This is a genomic window from Desulfoluna sp. CLI2B (assembly GCF_056847375.1).
Map to the genome: position 1 here is coordinate 2,008,682 of NZ_CP186557.1, position 15,250 is coordinate 2,023,931.

Here is a 15,250-nt window from a genome sequence, read left to right on the forward strand (position 1 = left end):
TCGAACAATGAGCACCATGGGAGAGACCCAGAGAATCGTTCTGCTTGCAACGCAGGATAAAGCCCGAACAATTGCCGACGCGCACGACAAGGCAAAAAACGAGACAGACGCAGCCCACCTCAAGGCCCGGGACGACCTGGCCGATTCCCACAGGAAGGCCAAGTGGATGCAGGCACCCGTGCTTGCCTTCGGATTCAACCAGTCCCGGGAGGTCCGGTGCTGGCAACCCGTGTCGGAGGCACCGCCTGCCTCCATCCATGAAGAAAACACCCTGGTATCCGACATCGTGGCGGACAGCCGGGCCAAACGCCTCTACTGGGCCGTACCGGACCGGGGCGTCATCATGTCGGCCAACCTGGACGGCACGGACAAGCAGGCGGTGTTCCATGCCAACACCCCGCAATCCCTTGCCCTGGATACAAAAAATGGAAAGCTGTTCTGGATTTCCAATTTTTCCTGCATCATGCAGGGCGATCTGAACGGCTCACAGGCCATGAGACCTGTCCTGGATATCTATGGGTTTTCAGGGGAGCTCAAGTACATGAAGCTGGCCATGATCACCCGCGAGGACGGCACCCATGTGTTTTACTGGGCCGACGGGCATCGGGTCATGAAGGCCACCGGCAACGACGACATGGCGGCGGTGATCACCCCCGAGGTGTCGCCCAAGCCCACCTACGTGGCCCTGGACCATGGGCGGGGACGTCTCTACTGGATGGATGAAGAGCTTAAGCAGATCATGAAGGCCGGGTTGGACGGCAGCAACCCGCAAAGGGTCTGCGCCGTGGAACCCATGTACATCAACAAGGGCATGGCCGTGGATGATGTGCTGGGGGACGTCTATTTTATCAACAAGGCGGGGGAGGGCACGGTCCTTCAGCGCTGCGACAGCCAATCCGCCACTGTGGAGGAGGTGATGCCCCTGGGAGCCGACAACCAGGGGTGGGGCCTGAGCCTGAATATCAAGGCCACAAGCCTTGAACTCCAGGATGCCCTTGCGGGCAGGGCCGCCGCCCGCCTCAAAGCCGCAGACGACAAGAAAGCTGCCGATCAGCAAGCATCAGAACGTATTGCCACGGCCCACGAGGACAAGCAGAACAAGATCCGTTCGTCGCAGAAAGCCGTTGAAGACGCGGGAACGCAGGCTGCAGCGACCAGGAAGGAGAACATGCGCAAACGTGCGGACGCGCAAGGGGCCGCTGCCCGTGATGTGGCCCGGGCCCGGGAACAGAAAAACCAGCATATCGAAGCCAAGCGTCAGCAGGCAGAGGAGATGGTCCGAAGGGCCCATGAGGACGCCGCCGCCAAACGGACCGCGGCCCAGGATAAGCTCAACGATGCACGAAGGCAGCAAAGGGGTACAATGCGTTGAGAGGATTTACGGAACATCACACGGCATCCGGTCACCCAGGCGGCCTGGATCGGGCCCTGGACGAGTGGCGCGCCATTGTCGGCGACGCGCATGTGGAGACCGAGGAAAAAGCGCTCCGACGCGCGGCCTGGGCCACCTTTCCCCAGCCCAACAGGGTTGCTGCCGTTGTCAGCCCGGGCAGTGTGGCTGAGCTGCAGCAGTGCATGGCGGTGGCGCATCGGCATGCCTGCCCCGTGAGCGTGATCAGCACCGGAAAAAATTGGGGGTACGGCTCGGGGGCTCCAGTATCGGACAACTGCACGGTCATCAGGCTCTCCAGGCTGACGGCCATCACCGACTACGATAAAGCGTTAGGTACCGTTACCGTGGAACCGGGGGTGACCTTTGCCCGGCTCAACGATTTTTTCAAGGCCCACGGTGCCGCCCATTTTTTGAACTGCCCGGGCAACACGGCCCATGCCAGTATCACCGGGGTGACCATGGAGCGCGGCCTGGTGCCCGGTCCCCGGCCCGACATGTGGGAGAACATCGCCAACCTTAAGGTGATGCTGGCCGACGGCACATGGGTCCATGGCGGCCACTCCCGTTTTGGGGATGTGAGAACCGGAAAACTCTATCGGCACGGGCTGGGGCCGTCCATGGGCGGCTTGTTTACCCAGTCCAACTACGGCATCGTCACCGAGATGACCCTGTATGTGGACCCGTTCCCCGAGCACTTCAGGTACTTGGCGTTTTCACTGCCGAAGAGCGCCGATTTCCCGAAGGTCCTCACCCGCATCCGGCAGCTTAAGCAACGGCAGGTCCTCGGGGGCTGCTGCACCCTGTTCAACGACCTGCGCCTGATCTCCTTTTTGGACACCTACCCGTGGCAGGAGGCCGGGGGCCGGACGCCCTTGCCCGGGGCGTGCCGAAGCGGGATCCAGAGGCGCCTGGAAGGGAGCGGACGGAGAGCTGCATCGAGGCCTTTAACGAAGCGGACGGAAAAGACAGCTTGACGGAGGTGATGCGTGAGCTTTCCCTTACACCATGATTTTTCATCGGCGAGGTCAATGAGCTGAATGCCTTTTATAACCCGGAGATGCAAACCGGCTTCAAGGTCGTTTTTACTGGAGGAAAAAAACAATGCCGCATGACCCGGACCCGGATGCCGACTGGTGCGGCACCATCTGGTGCGTTCCGGTGGTGCCGTTTCGCAACGAGGATGTGAGGCTCTGCCTGGATATCGTGGAAAACGTGGTGACAGCCCACGGCTTCGAGGCCGGGGTGACCCTTCGGTTCATGAGTACCCGGTACCTCTATGTCATGGCGGGCATCGTCTACGACCGGGATATTGCCGGTGAAGACCACAAGGCCATGGCCTGTTACGACGCGCTTCTGGCCTCACTTTATGAGCACGGCTATCTGCCCTACAGGCTGGGTATCCAGAGCATGGGATAAGACACCGTCACCGCTTAACGCCTCCCTGGCAAGGGCGTTGAAGGGGGTGTTCGATCCCAACCACATTCTCTCCCCCGGCCGATACGAGTTTTCCTGATGAAACGTCGCCATCTTTTTGAATTTTCAGACCAGCGGTGGCTGCCCCGACGGCTCAGGCACTACCTGACGGACCTCTTGCAGTGCCAAATGGACTGGGACGGCACCTACGATGTGGTGCTCCCCATGCTCAACCGGGTTTTGGCGCATCGCCCCCAAGGGCCGGTGATCGACCTCTGCTCGGGATCGTCGGGGCCGTGGAAACGTTGGATGGCAGACAAGAAGCTCCAGGGGCGATCCGTGATCCTTACGGATAAATATCCGAGTGCGGAAGGGGGAGGCACCCTTCCTCCGGGGTTAATCGCCTATCCAGGCCCCGTGGATGCGCTGCGCATTCCGCCGTCCCTGAAGGGCGACCTCACCCTTTTCACCTGTTTCCATCACTTTCCCCCTCGGGACGCCGTCACCATCCTGGAACAGGCGGTGGCCCAGGGGCGGGCTGTTTGTCTGTTCGAGTTTACCCGGCGACGGTTTTCTACCCTGGCGGGGATGCTTTTTTCCCCCCTGGTGGTGCTGGTCCTCACCTTGAGGATCAGGCCTGTGTCCCTGGACCGACTGTTCTGGACTCTCTGTGTCCCGGTGGTGCCCCTTGTCTATCTGTGGGACGGCATGGTGTCCCACCTTCGGACCTATTCGGTGGCAGAGCTTTCGGCGCTTCATGGCGCCTTTGACAATGATTATACGTGGGAATGCGGAATCCTTCCCGTTCCCGAAACAGGTCAGGTTGTTTCCTATCTGGCCGGATACAAGTTAACTTTATAGCCTGGATATTTCACGAGTCGGGTCCGCCGTTCGGCGTCGAGCTGCAGATGTAGTTTTTTACCTCGAAGCTCTGATAACGCAGAAGATGGGTGCACTCAGCTCGCTCGAAGGGTGAGAAAATCAAACAGCAAACGTCGGTTTACATTTTGCATTTTGAAAATAACTATCATTTTTATTGCAGCTATCCGAAGTAATGATATTTTTCTTTTGGCTGGCTGTTTTTTCATGAAATATCCGGGATAAGGAGACACCGTGAGAATCAATGCACACACCCACATTTTCAATCTCGCATCGGTTTTCTCAAGCGAGACGTTGGAGATCCTTTTGCGGCGGGTAACGGAGGTGGATGTTCCCGAGGTGTTCAAAAACGACCTGCGCAGTCTCCTGGAAGAGGCCCTGGCAAAGGCCGGGGGGTACGCTGAGGTGGAATCCCTGGTAGATGCCTTCGTGAAAAAGGCGGCCCTTGCAGAGCGACTCAAGGCCCTTGATACAGGGAACAGCATGGCCCTTGAGTTCCTTGGCGCGGATGAGATCGCCAAGGCAGGGGCCCTGGCCATTGTTGAAAAACTGAAAAAAGCCCTCTCAAGGGATGATGCCGGGCGCCACAATACCATCGGGGATCTCCTTGACTTTGTTCTCATCGGTCTGAAGCCCGGCATCTCCGCTGTGACGGCCCACATCATGGAGCAATTAGGCGAAGACGACCTCATCGTTGCTCTGATGATGGATATCACCAGCGGAGGGAGCAACGATGTGGAGCTCTTTGAGCGCCAGGTACAGGATACCTCGGACCAGGTGTTGAGGTATCCGGGCCGGGTCCTTCCCTTTATCGCCGTGAACCCCCTGCGGGACGGCCATAGGCATATTATGGAGCGGGCTTTGCTCTCCCGAGGGTTTGTGGGGGTTAAGCTCTACCCATCATTGGGCTATGATGTGGATTCTCCTGAGATGCACGCGGTGTATGATTTTTGTCATCCCCGCGGCATCCCGATCCTTATGCACTGTACCCCCGGAGGCTTCTACGCCAAGGAGTCGTTTCAAGGAAACAGCGAGCCCCGATTGTGGGAGCCTATCCTGAAGAAGTATAAGGGGCTCAAGGTCTGTTTTGGTCACTTCGGCGGCGGTGAAAACCTCTGCGGTGCCAAGATTCCAACCGACTCCTGGACCTCCCAGATTTTGTCTTTGATGCGCGATCCCGACAACACGGGCGTGTATGCGGACATCTCCTTTCACACTGAGCCCATGGAAGGGGGAAACGGCCAGGCGCATTACATCGGTCACCTCAAAGAGCTCCTTCGCGATCCGGTCCTCGGCAGCAGGGTACTCTTCGGCACGGATTTCTGGCTGGTCCGTACAGCACTGTCCGAGGCAAGTCACTGGGAGTACTTCGAGAAAGCCCTGGATGACGAGGGCCTGTTCAGGCAGCTCACCACAACCAACCCACGTGGTTTTCTGGGGTTTGGCGATGCCCCCGGCACAGGGGGGGAGAACATGCGCCACTACATCCAGTTCATTAAGGACCACCGTGGGGCCATGAATCCTGTGTCCGCAGCAAACTGGATCAAAGACGAACTGCAGGCGCAAGGCGCCGACGTGAACTGGACGACCACAACATCCAACGCCCGATGGAATGCCAACAATGAGGCCCATGTCCGGCTTTTCTGGTATCTCAGGGACAATCAGATGGGTAAGAAAGACAGGACGTCCGCTGATTTTTACACCGACGCCTATTTTTCCGTTACCCGATTGCAGTACTGGAACAAGGGGTTTGAATCATCGGCGATTTTCTACCGAAAATGTGAAGCGCTGGCAAAAGGCATGGATCGGTACTTTCGAGAGAGCAAGGCCACGTATGAAGAGAAGGCGAACCGCGCCATGGCCGTACAGAAGCTGATTGCAGCCCTTGTCGATGAGGGGAGCGTCTTTGTTGATTTGGCCTCCCTTTGCGATGAACTCTACAACTTTTCAACTGAAGGGGCCTGATGTTCAAGCCCGCGCACAACCCGATAACCGACAGGAGCTGATCTGTGATGAAAAAATATGTGCTTGCCTGTTTGCTTGTGATGTCTGTATCAGGTTTTGTTTATGCCTCACCTAAGGACCGTTTTGTTGAGATTTCACCGAAAATAGCCACCGATGAAAGTTCCAGCGACTGGACCCTGGGCCTTTCCTACGATGTGAATTACCCGTGGTCCGATTTGCAATCTCACCAATTGGGCGAAGCAGAGTCCTTTGTTCAGCTTCAGCTCAAGGGCACGGTCCTTGAAGACAAGGACCTGAATAACGAGGCCCTTGTGTCTCAGGTGATCGCAGGGTTTTCCCTCCTCGGCGGTCAGGCGGTTTCCCCTGACTTTTCACCGGGCATGGATCCCAATGCGGGCGTGGGGGACAGCAAAGACAAAAGCAACTGGGGGTACATCTACGGTGGTTTCAACGCCCGGCACGAAACCATCCAGTCCTTTGACGAGCAGAACCTTGCCGCAGGTTTTGAAGCCGGCTACATCAACATACGAACCGAAGGGCTCTTCTCCTTTATCCCTTCAGTGATCGTTGCTGGGGAGTACGTCAACGGGGTGGCATCGGACATCGAGGAAGACACCTACGGCCGGTTCCGGGCGGAGGCATCGCTCAAGTGTGCCTTCGGCGAGTTGCTGTTTGATCACAAGGCCCTGATGCCCTTTGGGCTTCGTCTGGACGGACGGTACAACAGGGCCTGGGACATGGACGACAAACTCAAGGCGGCAGACCAGGACGAGGTCTCCTATCTGGCCGCCGCCCTGACCTACAGCAGCACCATGACTCTATGGGTTTTGAAGAACCCGGTTTTTTTCATCCGGTACGCAGACGGACGGATCCCACCCAACTCAGCCGATGAGAGGGTCGTGACAGCGGGTGTGACCCTGCCTGTCTTATGACTCTCAGAGGTCGCCTATTAGTGACTCATGCCTATATGTCTCAGATTGTCAGGATGATTTGAACCGCTTGTTATGTGACGTCCTGTAGGGTGTGCTTGCGCACCATGTGTCCGGAAAACCGACACCTTTTGCCATTTGTCTGTGAGACAGTTTCCCGACCATGGATTATCATGACCGTTACGATTTTTCGGGCATCGCAGCACCACCCTACCTCACACTCCTACACCGTCGGCTTCGTGTTATGCCCATGCAAGGGGCTGTTTGTGTAGCCTTTTTTATTGCGCGGGGCTGCGCGGTTTCGTTGCAGCTAAGGCAGAGCCAGGGAGCGAAGCAATCGCAAATTGCTTTCGAGGTGGCACACCTCGCCGCCGGAGGCCTTTTTTTTGACCTATTTTGTCCTTATCCAAGGCAGATGGCTGTGACCTCCCGTGGGGTGAGCCCCCGCTTTTTTACTTCGGCTTCCCTGCGGATGGCAGGGATGGACGCGGCGAGTGTTTCCCGGCTCATGCGAATCCCTTCGGTTGCCAGAATATGGGCCAGGGCGGAGGTGCCGGAGTGCTTGCCCGCCACGATGGTTGGGGCTTCCCGGCCCACGGCGTCTGGGGCAAAGGGCTGGAAGGCTGTTGGGTCTTTGAGCATGGCGTGGGCGTGGATGCCCGATTCATGGGTGAAGACCGCAGACCCGGTGATGGGTTTGGTGGGGGCGGGGGATATGCCGGTGATCTGCTCGGCAAGGGCGCAGAGCCGGGGCAGGGCGGTCAGGTCCATGCCCGTGGACAGGGGGGTGCCCCAGGCAAGGGCTGCTGCAACCTCTTCCAGGGCTGCGTTTCCTGCCCGTTCGCCCAGGCCGCCCACGGTGACACTGAGGGCATCGATACCGGATTCGGCGGCGGCCACGCTGTTGGCCGTTGCCATGCCCAGGTCGTTGTGTCCGTGGAATTCCAGTGGCATGCCCGAGGCCTTGAGGTCGGTGACGAGGCGGCTCACCGCGTGGGGCGTGAAGATGCCCACGGTGTCTGCCAGGCGCACCCGGCTTACCCCTGCCTCCCGTGCACAGCGGACAAAGGCGTCGAGGGTTTTCTTTTCAGCCCGGGACGCGTCCATGGCGCCCACGGTGCAGGTGTCAAAGGCTGTTTTTGCCCGGGCAACGAGGGCGCAGAGCGCCTCCAGCACCTGTTCCGACTCTTTGCCCGTTGCCGCAAGGAGCCTGTCTGAGACGGGAAAACTCAGGTGAACGCCCTGGGTTCCGCAGCCCATGGCCAGCTCAAGATCCTCGGCCGTTCCCCGGCACCAGCAGGTGAGGGGAGATTTGAGCTTTAATCTCGCCATTTCCCGGATGGTGTGTCTCTCTTCGGCTCCCATGGCCGGGGTCCCCACCTCCAGCTCATCGACCCCGGCGTCCGAAAGGGCCGCAGCAAGGGTTATCTTCTCTTTTCTGGTGAACGCCACGCCCGGTGCCTGCTCCCCGTCCCGCAAGGTGGTATCGGAGAGGATGACGCGTCCCGATGTCTTATATTTTGTGTCCATGGTTGATATCCCACTTAATCTGTATATGAAGAGTTTTCCAATGTGTCAGGAGGAGCGCCGTACTCCTGTGCGGCTTTTGGGTGCACGCGACTCATGAAATATCCGGGTTAGGCTGTCGGAAACAAATAATCACACAGTAGTTCGCCAGAACACCGCTGGGATTTGACCCGAGAAACGAGGGGTAAAGCCCGGCGGTAATTTGCTTTCAAGGTGGCACACCTTGCCGCCGGAGGCTGCTTTCTTGCTCTTTCTTGCAGCCTTACATGTAGCTGTACCCCACATCCGAGGTGGTCTGCCTGGCCTCAAGAACGGCGTTGACGATGTTGTCGTAGAGCCGCTGGGTTCCCCGGTAGCCGACGTGGAGGGTCCGCTGACCGCCGAAACGGTCGTGGATGGGAAAGCCCACTCGGATCAGGGGAATCCCCAGTTTCCGGGTGATGGAGTAGCCCTTGCTGTTGCCGATGAAAAGGTCCGGAGACGCCTTCAGGGCCGCCTCTTCGATGTCCTGGAAGTCTGCCTCTTCGATGATTGTCACGTCTTCTTTCATGTTGTCCGGCAGGGTCTTTTCCAGAATATCTCGCATGTGCCCGCTGGTGCCCCCTGAGGCGCAGACCACGGGGACGATGCCGATTTCGCAGAGAAAACCCGCCAGCCCCACCACCAGATCCTCTTCTGCGTAGACTACGGCCCGTTTGCCTGAGATGTATTTGTGGCCGTCCACAAAGGCGTCCAGAAGGCGCCCCCTCTGCCGGGTGTATTTTTCAGGCACGTCACGACGCGTGAGGGCCGACAGGGTGGCGAAAAAGTGATCGCAGGCCTTGATGCCAAGGGGCAGGCCCGTGCGATGGACCGGGATATTGCATCGGGCCTTGAGGACCTGGGCACCGCTTCGTTTTTCGCTGCAGACGCGGCTCAAGTCGATGGTGGCGCGGGCCCCGCCCATCTCCCTGATCTCGTCGATGCCGATGCCCCCTGTGGGGATTTTCTGATAGCTGTCCCACAGCTCGCCGTCCAGGGTCTCTGAGTAATCCGGGAGCATGAAGCAGCCTGTGTCGAAGTCATCCAAAATTTCCCGGATATGCCGCATGTCCGCCGGAGAGACCATGCCGGGCAGGATGTTGATGCACCCGTTGTTCCCGCCCAGGCTGTCCGCAAGGGCGTGGAGCAGGGCGGCCACGGCGTCGTGGAAGCCGTCCACATGGGTGCCCCGGTAGCTCGGGGTGGAGACGTGGACGATTTCCGGCAGGCGACCGCCGGACTGCTCAGCCTTGAACTCCTTTAAGATCATGCCCACGTCATCGCCGATGGTCTCGCTCAGGCAGGTGGTGGAGATGCCCACCAGCTCCGGTTTGTACTGTCGGGTGACGTTGGTGATGGCCTGTTTCAGGTTGTCGCCCCCTCCGAAAATGGCCGTGTCTTCGGAGAAGTTGGAGGAGGCAATGTCCACGGGCTCTCTGAAGTGGCTGATGAGGTATCTCCGGATATAGGTGGCGCATCCCTGGGACCCGTGCATCAGGGGCACGGAGCCTCGGATTCCTTTGAATACCAGGGACGCCCCCAGGGGCGTGCAGAGTTTGCAGGCGTTGGTTGTGGCCGAGTCGTTGTAGGTGACGTCCATGTCTCTCTCCTTGGGTGGATAAATGGGAAATGGTCCCTCCGGTGCTGGAGGGGGATGTCTTAAAAAAATGCCTTCAATACACACGGTTTCGTGCCGGTGCAAACTGCCACACCGGGCTTCGGACCGTGGTGTATACCTCCTTGGCGAAATTGTGCATTCCTTTGAATCCCGCCAGGGGCGTTTTTCGTTCGTGGTTGTGGTCGCAGAACCCGATGCCCATCTTGTAGGCGATGGGCCTCTCCTTGACTCCGCCGATGAAGATGTCGGCCTCCTTTTCCGTGATGTAGGTGGAGAGCTCCAGGGGGTTGGAGTCGTCCACGATGATGGTGTCGGTGTCGCACATTTTTTTGAGCAGGTCGTAGTCCTGGGTGTTGCCGGTCTGGGACCCGACCAGGACCGTTGTCATGCCCAGGTACCGGAGGGCCTTGATGAGGGAAAAGGCCTTGAAAGCGCCGCCCACGTAGATGGCGGCCTTTTTGCCGTGGAGCACCTTTTTGAACTCCAACAGGTCCGGGTGAACAGCCTCGATTTCCGTTTTTACCAGGGCCCGGGTGGCTTCCATCACGTCCGGGTGGTCGCTGAAGTGGGCGGCCACGTCGTAGAGGGCCTGGGCCGTGTCCTCTAAGCCGAAGTAGGAGACCCGGATGTAAGGGATGCCGTAAGCCTCTTCCATCATCTCGGCCAGCTGGAGCATGGCCCCGGAGCACTGCACCACATTAAGGGTCGCGCCGTGGCTCCGTTTGATCTTCTCCACCCGGCTGTCCCCGGTGAGGACCGAGACCACCTCCACGCCCATCTTCCGGTAGTACTCTTCGATCATCCACGCTTCCCCGCCGATGTTGAATTCCCCCAGAATGTTGATGCTCACCGGTGGGATGCCGCTTGTGTCCCCTGTGCCCACCAGTTGGAAAAGGGCCTTGCAGGCCGCCCTGTACCCGTCTTTTTTGGTTCCCTTGAATCCTTCCGAGTGCACGGGAATCACGGGGATCCCCTTTTCTTTGGTCACGGCTTTGCAAACGGCGTCCACGTCATCTCCGATGATGCCCACGATGCACGTGGCGTAGACAAAGGCCGCGGCCGGTGCGTGGCGATCGATGAGGTCCGTCAGGCATTGGCGGAGTTTTTTCTCACCCCCGAAGACCACCTGCTCCTCCCGCAAATCCGTGGAAAAGCTGAGGCGATGGAGCTGGGGCCCCGAGGAGAGGGCACCGCGGATGTCCCAGGTGTAGGCCGCGCATCCGATGGGACCGTGGACCAGGTGAAGGGCGTCGGCCACCGGGTAGAGAACAACCCGCGAGCCGCAGAAGACACAGGCCCTCTGACTGACCGAGCCTGCGGCGCTTTTGGTTTCACAGTCCATTTGAAAGGTGGTGAGGTCATTTCTGTGGACCTGTTTTTCTCTCTCTTTAAGGATGTTCAATTCCGTCATGCTGTGGCTCCTTTGGTGGGTGGGTTGACGAATATCATGGCGATAATATCGCAATGACTGTGCCAGTCGGAGATTGTTTTGTGAGGTTGCGTGGGTAATTTGCCGTAATGTCAGGCTTTGCGGGATTTTCTTGATGGATTGTGTGCGCGTGGGTTCACGCTACGTTGTGTTCGTAATGACAATTTTGTTGACTTGATGTTGAGAAATAACATCGATGTTTCTTTTTTGGGGGGCGACGCTGTCGCGGATCGATTCCACAGTCACGAAGCGGAGGACTCCTGTGACACGGCAGAAAAAAGGATCTTGAGCGGGGCTTCGTTTTTATCGCGATATGTCTGAAACAATGGGGTTATGGGTGGGGGGGCTATAGGCTAAGCCGTTACTGATACAGCCGGATATAGGTGGGGGGTGGGGAAGCGGTGTCGGGTCTGGTTCTGGCTTGGGGGATGGGTATTGAACAGTGTTACTACAAAAATGTTGTGTCGTTGAATTGTTATTACAATTTTGTTGGCAAGGTGGAGGTGAAATTCCTCGGGTATCGCGTGGGGTGGATGTGGGATTTATGGCGTTTTATAACGATTTATCAATGTGTTGAGGGTTTTTGATGCTGTGGATTACTCGCCATGGCATGGCTGTTGCTACGTAAGCTCTGCGAACGACGAATTTTGATTTCCCGGGTTTGCCCGTTGAAGGCCCCGAAAGGGACGGGCACCCGGCATCTACCCAACGACTCAACACCTTAAGGAGACACACCATGAGAAAAATTGCGATCTATGGGAAAGGCGGCATCGGAAAATCCACGACAACCCAGAACACAGTGGCTGGCCTGGCGGAGAGCGGTGAAAAGGTGATGGTGGTGGGGTGCGACCCCAAGGCCGACTCCACGCGACTTCTCTTGGGAGGGCTGGCCCAGAAGACGGTGCTGGATACCCTGCGTGAAGAGGGCGAAGACGTGGAACTGAGCGATGTGCTGAAGGAAGGCTTCAGGAACGCTGTCTGCACCGAATCCGGGGGCCCCGAACCAGGCGTCGGGTGCGCGGGCCGGGGCATCATCACCTCCATCAACCTGCTGGAGCAGCTGGGGGCCTATTCGGACTCCAAGGAGCTTGACTACGTGTTTTACGACGTCCTGGGCGACGTGGTGTGCGGCGGGTTTGCCATGCCCATCCGGGAGGGCAAGGCCCAAGAGGTCTACATCGTGGTCTCCGGCGAGATGATGGCCATGTACGCGGCCAACAACATCTGCAAGGGCATCGTCAAGTTTGCGGAGTCCGGTGGTGTGCGCCTCGGCGGGCTCATCTGCAACTCGCGAAACGTGGATTTTGAAAAAGAGATGATCGAAGAGCTGGCCAAAAAGCTCGGGACCCAGATGATCCACTTTATCCCCAGGGACAATGTGGTTCAGCGGGCCGAAATCAACAAGAAAACGGTCATCGAATACGAGCCTGAAGATCCCCAGGCCGATGAATACCGTACCCTGGCCAAGAAGATTTCGGAAAACACCCTGCATGTGATTCCGACCCCCATTGAAATTGAAGAGCTCGAAAGCCTTTTGATGGATTACGGCTTGGGCGGGTAAACGTATTTTCAATGCAGATTAACTGAATAGAGACAGAAAAAATACGCAAAGGAGACCGTTACCATGATCATGATACGCGCCATCGTCCGTCCTGAAAGAGTCAACCATGTCCTGGAGTCCCTCATGGCCGCGGGGTTTCCCGCCATCACCCGGTTTTCCGTGGTGGGCCGCGGCAAGCAGCGGGGCATCAAGATCGGCGAAGTGACCTACGACGAAATCATCAAGGAGCTGCTCTTCACCGTGGTGAAGGAGTCCGACCGGGAGTACGTGGTCAAGACCATCATCAAGGCGGCCCGCTCCGGTGAAAAAGGTGCCTTCGGGGACGGGAAGATTTTCATCACCCCTGTAGAGGAGAGCTACACCATCAGCTCTGGGATTCGCCAGAACGCTGACGGGGAGCTTGAGGAGGTGCCGGTATGAAGGAGGTCATCGCCATCATCAGGATGAACATGATGAACCAGACCAAGCGGGCCCTGTCGGACGCCGGGATCTCCTCCATGACCGCCCGGGAGGTGCTGGGCAGGGGAAAGGGCATTGTGGACCTGGACCTTTTGGAAGGGGCCGAACACGGCTACGAAGAGGCGGTCTCCCGGCTGGGACAGACCGACCGGCTTATCCCTAAGCGCCTGATTCTCATCTCCCTTCCCGACAACCTCGTGGAGACGGCCGTGCAGACCCTGATCCGGGTGAACCAGACGGGAAAGTCCGGGGACGGCAAGATCTTTGTCCTGCCCTCCAAAGACGCCATTCGTATCCGCACGGGAGAGCATGGCGATGCGGTGCTCGACGAGCTGTGAACCCGGGCAACCGGCACAGGGTGATTGCAAGACCCACACGAACATCAAGAGAGGAAAACCATGGAAGCACCAGTCACAGATACCAACCGAACCGAGAGCACCCACGATGTGGACCTTGACAAGGTCAGGTCCGAGATTCTCTCCAAGTATCCCACCAAGGTCGCCCGGAAACGGGCCAAGCAGATCCTTGTAAAGCCTGGCGGCGCAGGCACCGACATTCCCGAGATCGGAGCCAACGTGCGAACCGTGCCCGGTATCCTGACCCAGAGGGGATGCTGCTACGCAGGCTGCAAAGGGGTGATCCTGGGGCCCACCCGGGACGTGATCAACATTGTCCACGGCCCCATCGGGTGCGGCTTTTACGCCTGGCTGACCCGGCGAAACCAGACCCGGCCCGCCTCCGATGACTCCCCGAACTACATGCCCTATTGCTTTTCCACGGACATGCAGGACGAAAACATCGTCTTCGGCGGAGAAAAGAAACTCAAGCAGGCCATCCAGGAGGCGTACGACATCTTTCATCCCCAGACCATCAGCGTCTTTTCCACCTGCCCGGTGGGGCTCATCGGGGACGACATCCATTCGGTGTGCCGGGAGATGAAGGAGACCCTGGGCATCAACATCTTCGGGTTCAGTTGTGAGGGGTACAAGGGGGTGAGCCAGTCCGCGGGTCACCACATCGCCAACAACGGAATTTTTCAACATGTGGTGGGCCTGGACGACACCATCCGGGGCGGGGAGTTCAGGATCAACCTTCTGGGCGAGTACAACATCGGCGGGGACGCCTTTGAAATCGAACGGATCCTGGATGAGTGCGGGATCTCCCTTATCTCCACCTTCAGCGGCAACTCCACCATGGAGCAGTTTGCCAACTCCCACACAGCCGACTTGAACGTGGTGATGTGTCACCGCTCCATTACCTACATGGCGGAGATGATGGAGAAGAAGTACGGGATGCCCTGGATCAAGATTAACTTTATCGGAGCCCGGGCCACCGCCCAATCGTTGAGAAAAATTGCTCAGTACTTTGAAGATGATTCACTCACCGCCCGGGTGGAAGAGGTCATCGCCCGGGAGATGCCCGCTGTGAACGAGGCCATGGAGGCGAACCGCCCCTTGTGCGAAGGCAAACTGGCCATGCTCTTTGTGGGCGGGTCCAGGGCCCACCACTACCAGGAACTCTTCAGCGAGCTCGGTATGAAGACCATGGCCGCCAGGAAGCCGCTGATCGGGATGATCTACCAGGCAAGCAGCGCCTCCTCCATCAAGGGCTGGAAATCGTGCATCGACAGCATCGAGAACTCTCCGTGGAGCAGGACCCGGACAAGTACCGGCTGCGAAAGACCGAGGAGGAACTCACGTCCACGGGCCAGATCTACCGCGAGTACGACGGCCTCATCGCGGACATGAAGCCCAACACCTTTGTCATCGACGACATCAGCCAGTACGAGACGGAAAAGCTCATCGAGGCCATCAAGCCCGACGTTTTCTGCGCGGGAATCAAGGAGAAGTACATCATCCAGAAGAGCGGGGTGCCCATGAAGCAGCTTCACTCCTACGACTACGGAGGCCCCTACGCGGGGTTCAAGGGAGCCATCAACTTTTACCGGGAAATCGCGCGGATGACCAACAGCAAGGTGTGGTCGTATGTGAAGGCGCCCTGGGAGAAAGAGCCGGAGCTGACGGCGACCTATGCAGCGGCGTGAGGCGCGGTGACG

The 15,250-nt window shown here is 58.2% G+C and carries 14 protein-coding genes; 11 read left to right on the top strand and 3 right to left on the bottom strand.

The annotated features are described in order from the left end of the window. Positions 1–7: 7 nt before the first annotated feature. The 6 genes from ACOYW2_RS09625 to ACOYW2_RS09650 all read left to right on the top strand — a co-directional run bounded on the left by ACOYW2_RS09625 (position 8) and on the right by ACOYW2_RS09650 (position 6,582). Entirely contained in the window at positions 8–1,372 is a 1,365-nt protein-coding gene (locus tag ACOYW2_RS09625) for a hypothetical protein (RefSeq protein ID WP_482770253.1), read from the top strand. Further along, positions 1,369–2,367, top strand: a complete 999-nt coding sequence (locus ACOYW2_RS09630) for an FAD-binding oxidoreductase (RefSeq protein WP_482770254.1) — start codon at positions 1,369–1,371, stop codon at positions 2,365–2,367. The genes ACOYW2_RS09625 and ACOYW2_RS09630 overlap by 4 nt, the downstream gene beginning before the upstream one ends. Positions 2,368–2,494: 127 nt before the next feature. Then, entirely contained in the window at positions 2,495–2,809 is a 315-nt protein-coding gene (locus ACOYW2_RS09635; protein WP_482770255.1) for a hypothetical protein, read from the top strand. Positions 2,810–2,905: 96 nt separating this feature from the next. After that, positions 2,906–3,667, top strand: coding sequence for a hypothetical protein (locus ACOYW2_RS09640; RefSeq protein ID WP_482422736.1), 762 nt, complete (start codon positions 2,906–2,908; stop codon positions 3,665–3,667). Between the two features lie 252 nt (positions 3,668–3,919). Further along, positions 3,920–5,650: an amidohydrolase family protein gene (locus tag ACOYW2_RS09645; protein ID WP_482770256.1), complete on the top strand. Its 1,731-nt coding sequence runs from the start codon at positions 3,920–3,922 to the stop codon at positions 5,648–5,650. 47 nt (positions 5,651–5,697) lie between these two features. Further along, positions 5,698–6,582: a hypothetical protein gene (locus ACOYW2_RS09650; RefSeq protein ID WP_482770257.1), complete on the top strand. Its 885-nt coding sequence runs from the start codon at positions 5,698–5,700 to the stop codon at positions 6,580–6,582. A 399-nt stretch (positions 6,583–6,981) separates the two neighbouring features. Here the strand turns inward: ACOYW2_RS09650 and ACOYW2_RS09655 are convergent, their stop codons facing one another. The 3 genes from ACOYW2_RS09655 to nifE form a co-directional block, all read right to left on the bottom strand. Next, positions 6,982–8,109, bottom strand: coding sequence for a homocitrate synthase/isopropylmalate synthase family protein (locus ACOYW2_RS09655; RefSeq protein WP_482770258.1), 1,128 nt, complete (start codon positions 8,107–8,109; stop codon positions 6,982–6,984). A 259-nt stretch (positions 8,110–8,368) separates the two neighbouring features. Further along, positions 8,369–9,727: a nitrogenase component 1 gene (locus ACOYW2_RS09660; RefSeq protein WP_482416493.1), complete on the bottom strand. Its 1,359-nt coding sequence runs from the start codon at positions 9,725–9,727 to the stop codon at positions 8,369–8,371. Positions 9,728–9,800: 73 nt separating this feature from the next. Continuing rightward, positions 9,801–11,156: a nitrogenase iron-molybdenum cofactor biosynthesis protein NifE gene (gene nifE, locus ACOYW2_RS09665; protein ID WP_482770259.1), complete on the bottom strand. Its 1,356-nt coding sequence runs from the start codon at positions 11,154–11,156 to the stop codon at positions 9,801–9,803. A gap of 679 nt (positions 11,157–11,835) precedes the next feature. Here nifE and nifH point away from each other — a divergent pair. The 5 genes from nifH to ACOYW2_RS09690 all read left to right on the top strand — a co-directional run bounded on the left by nifH (position 11,836) and on the right by ACOYW2_RS09690 (position 15,238). Next, positions 11,836–12,735: a nitrogenase iron protein gene (nifH, locus tag ACOYW2_RS09670; protein WP_482422742.1), complete on the top strand. Its 900-nt coding sequence runs from the start codon at positions 11,836–11,838 to the stop codon at positions 12,733–12,735. Between the two features lie 63 nt (positions 12,736–12,798). Then, entirely contained in the window at positions 12,799–13,155 is a 357-nt protein-coding gene (locus ACOYW2_RS09675; protein WP_482416491.1) for a P-II family nitrogen regulator, read from the top strand. Beyond that, complete coding sequence (locus tag ACOYW2_RS09680) at positions 13,152–13,532, top strand: P-II family nitrogen regulator (protein ID WP_180146375.1); 381 nt, start codon at positions 13,152–13,154, stop codon at positions 13,530–13,532. The genes ACOYW2_RS09675 and ACOYW2_RS09680 overlap by 4 nt, the downstream gene beginning before the upstream one ends. A 60-nt stretch (positions 13,533–13,592) precedes the next feature. Then, a complete protein-coding gene (locus ACOYW2_RS09685) occupies positions 13,593–14,942 on the top strand; it encodes a nitrogenase component 1 (protein ID WP_482770260.1) in 1,350 nt (449 codons plus the stop codon). Then, the gene (locus ACOYW2_RS09690) at positions 14,840–15,238 is read left to right on the top strand and encodes a nitrogenase component 1 (RefSeq protein WP_482770261.1); all 399 of its coding nucleotides are present in this window, start codon (positions 14,840–14,842) and stop codon (positions 15,236–15,238) included. The genes ACOYW2_RS09685 and ACOYW2_RS09690 overlap by 103 nt, the downstream gene beginning before the upstream one ends. Positions 15,239–15,250 lie beyond the last annotated feature (12 nt).

Bases quoted from the DNA above. Each gene is read 5' to 3' on its own strand.
- ACOYW2_RS09650 (WP_482770257.1), top strand. From the start codon at position 5,698: ATGAAAAAATATGTGCTTGCCTGTTTGCTTGTGATGTCTGTATCAGGT.
- ACOYW2_RS09685 (WP_482770260.1), top strand. From the start codon at position 13,593: ATGGAAGCACCAGTCACAGATACCAACCGAACCGAGAGCACCCACGAT.
- ACOYW2_RS09660 (WP_482416493.1), bottom strand. From the start codon at position 9,727: ATGGACGTCACCTACAACGACTCGGCCACAACCAACGCCTGCAAACTC.
- ACOYW2_RS09655 (WP_482770258.1), bottom strand. From the start codon at position 8,109: ATGGACACAAAATATAAGACATCGGGACGCGTCATCCTCTCCGATACC.
- ACOYW2_RS09625 (WP_482770253.1), top strand. From the start codon at position 8: ATGAGCACCATGGGAGAGACCCAGAGAATCGTTCTGCTTGCAACGCAG.
- nifE (WP_482770259.1), bottom strand. From the start codon at position 11,156: ATGACGGAATTGAACATCCTTAAAGAGAGAGAAAAACAGGTCCACAGA.
- ACOYW2_RS09635 (WP_482770255.1), top strand. From the start codon at position 2,495: ATGCCGCATGACCCGGACCCGGATGCCGACTGGTGCGGCACCATCTGG.
- ACOYW2_RS09675 (WP_482416491.1), top strand. From the start codon at position 12,799: ATGATCATGATACGCGCCATCGTCCGTCCTGAAAGAGTCAACCATGTC.
- ACOYW2_RS09640 (WP_482422736.1), top strand. From the start codon at position 2,906: ATGAAACGTCGCCATCTTTTTGAATTTTCAGACCAGCGGTGGCTGCCC.
- ACOYW2_RS09680 (WP_180146375.1), top strand. From the start codon at position 13,152: ATGAAGGAGGTCATCGCCATCATCAGGATGAACATGATGAACCAGACC.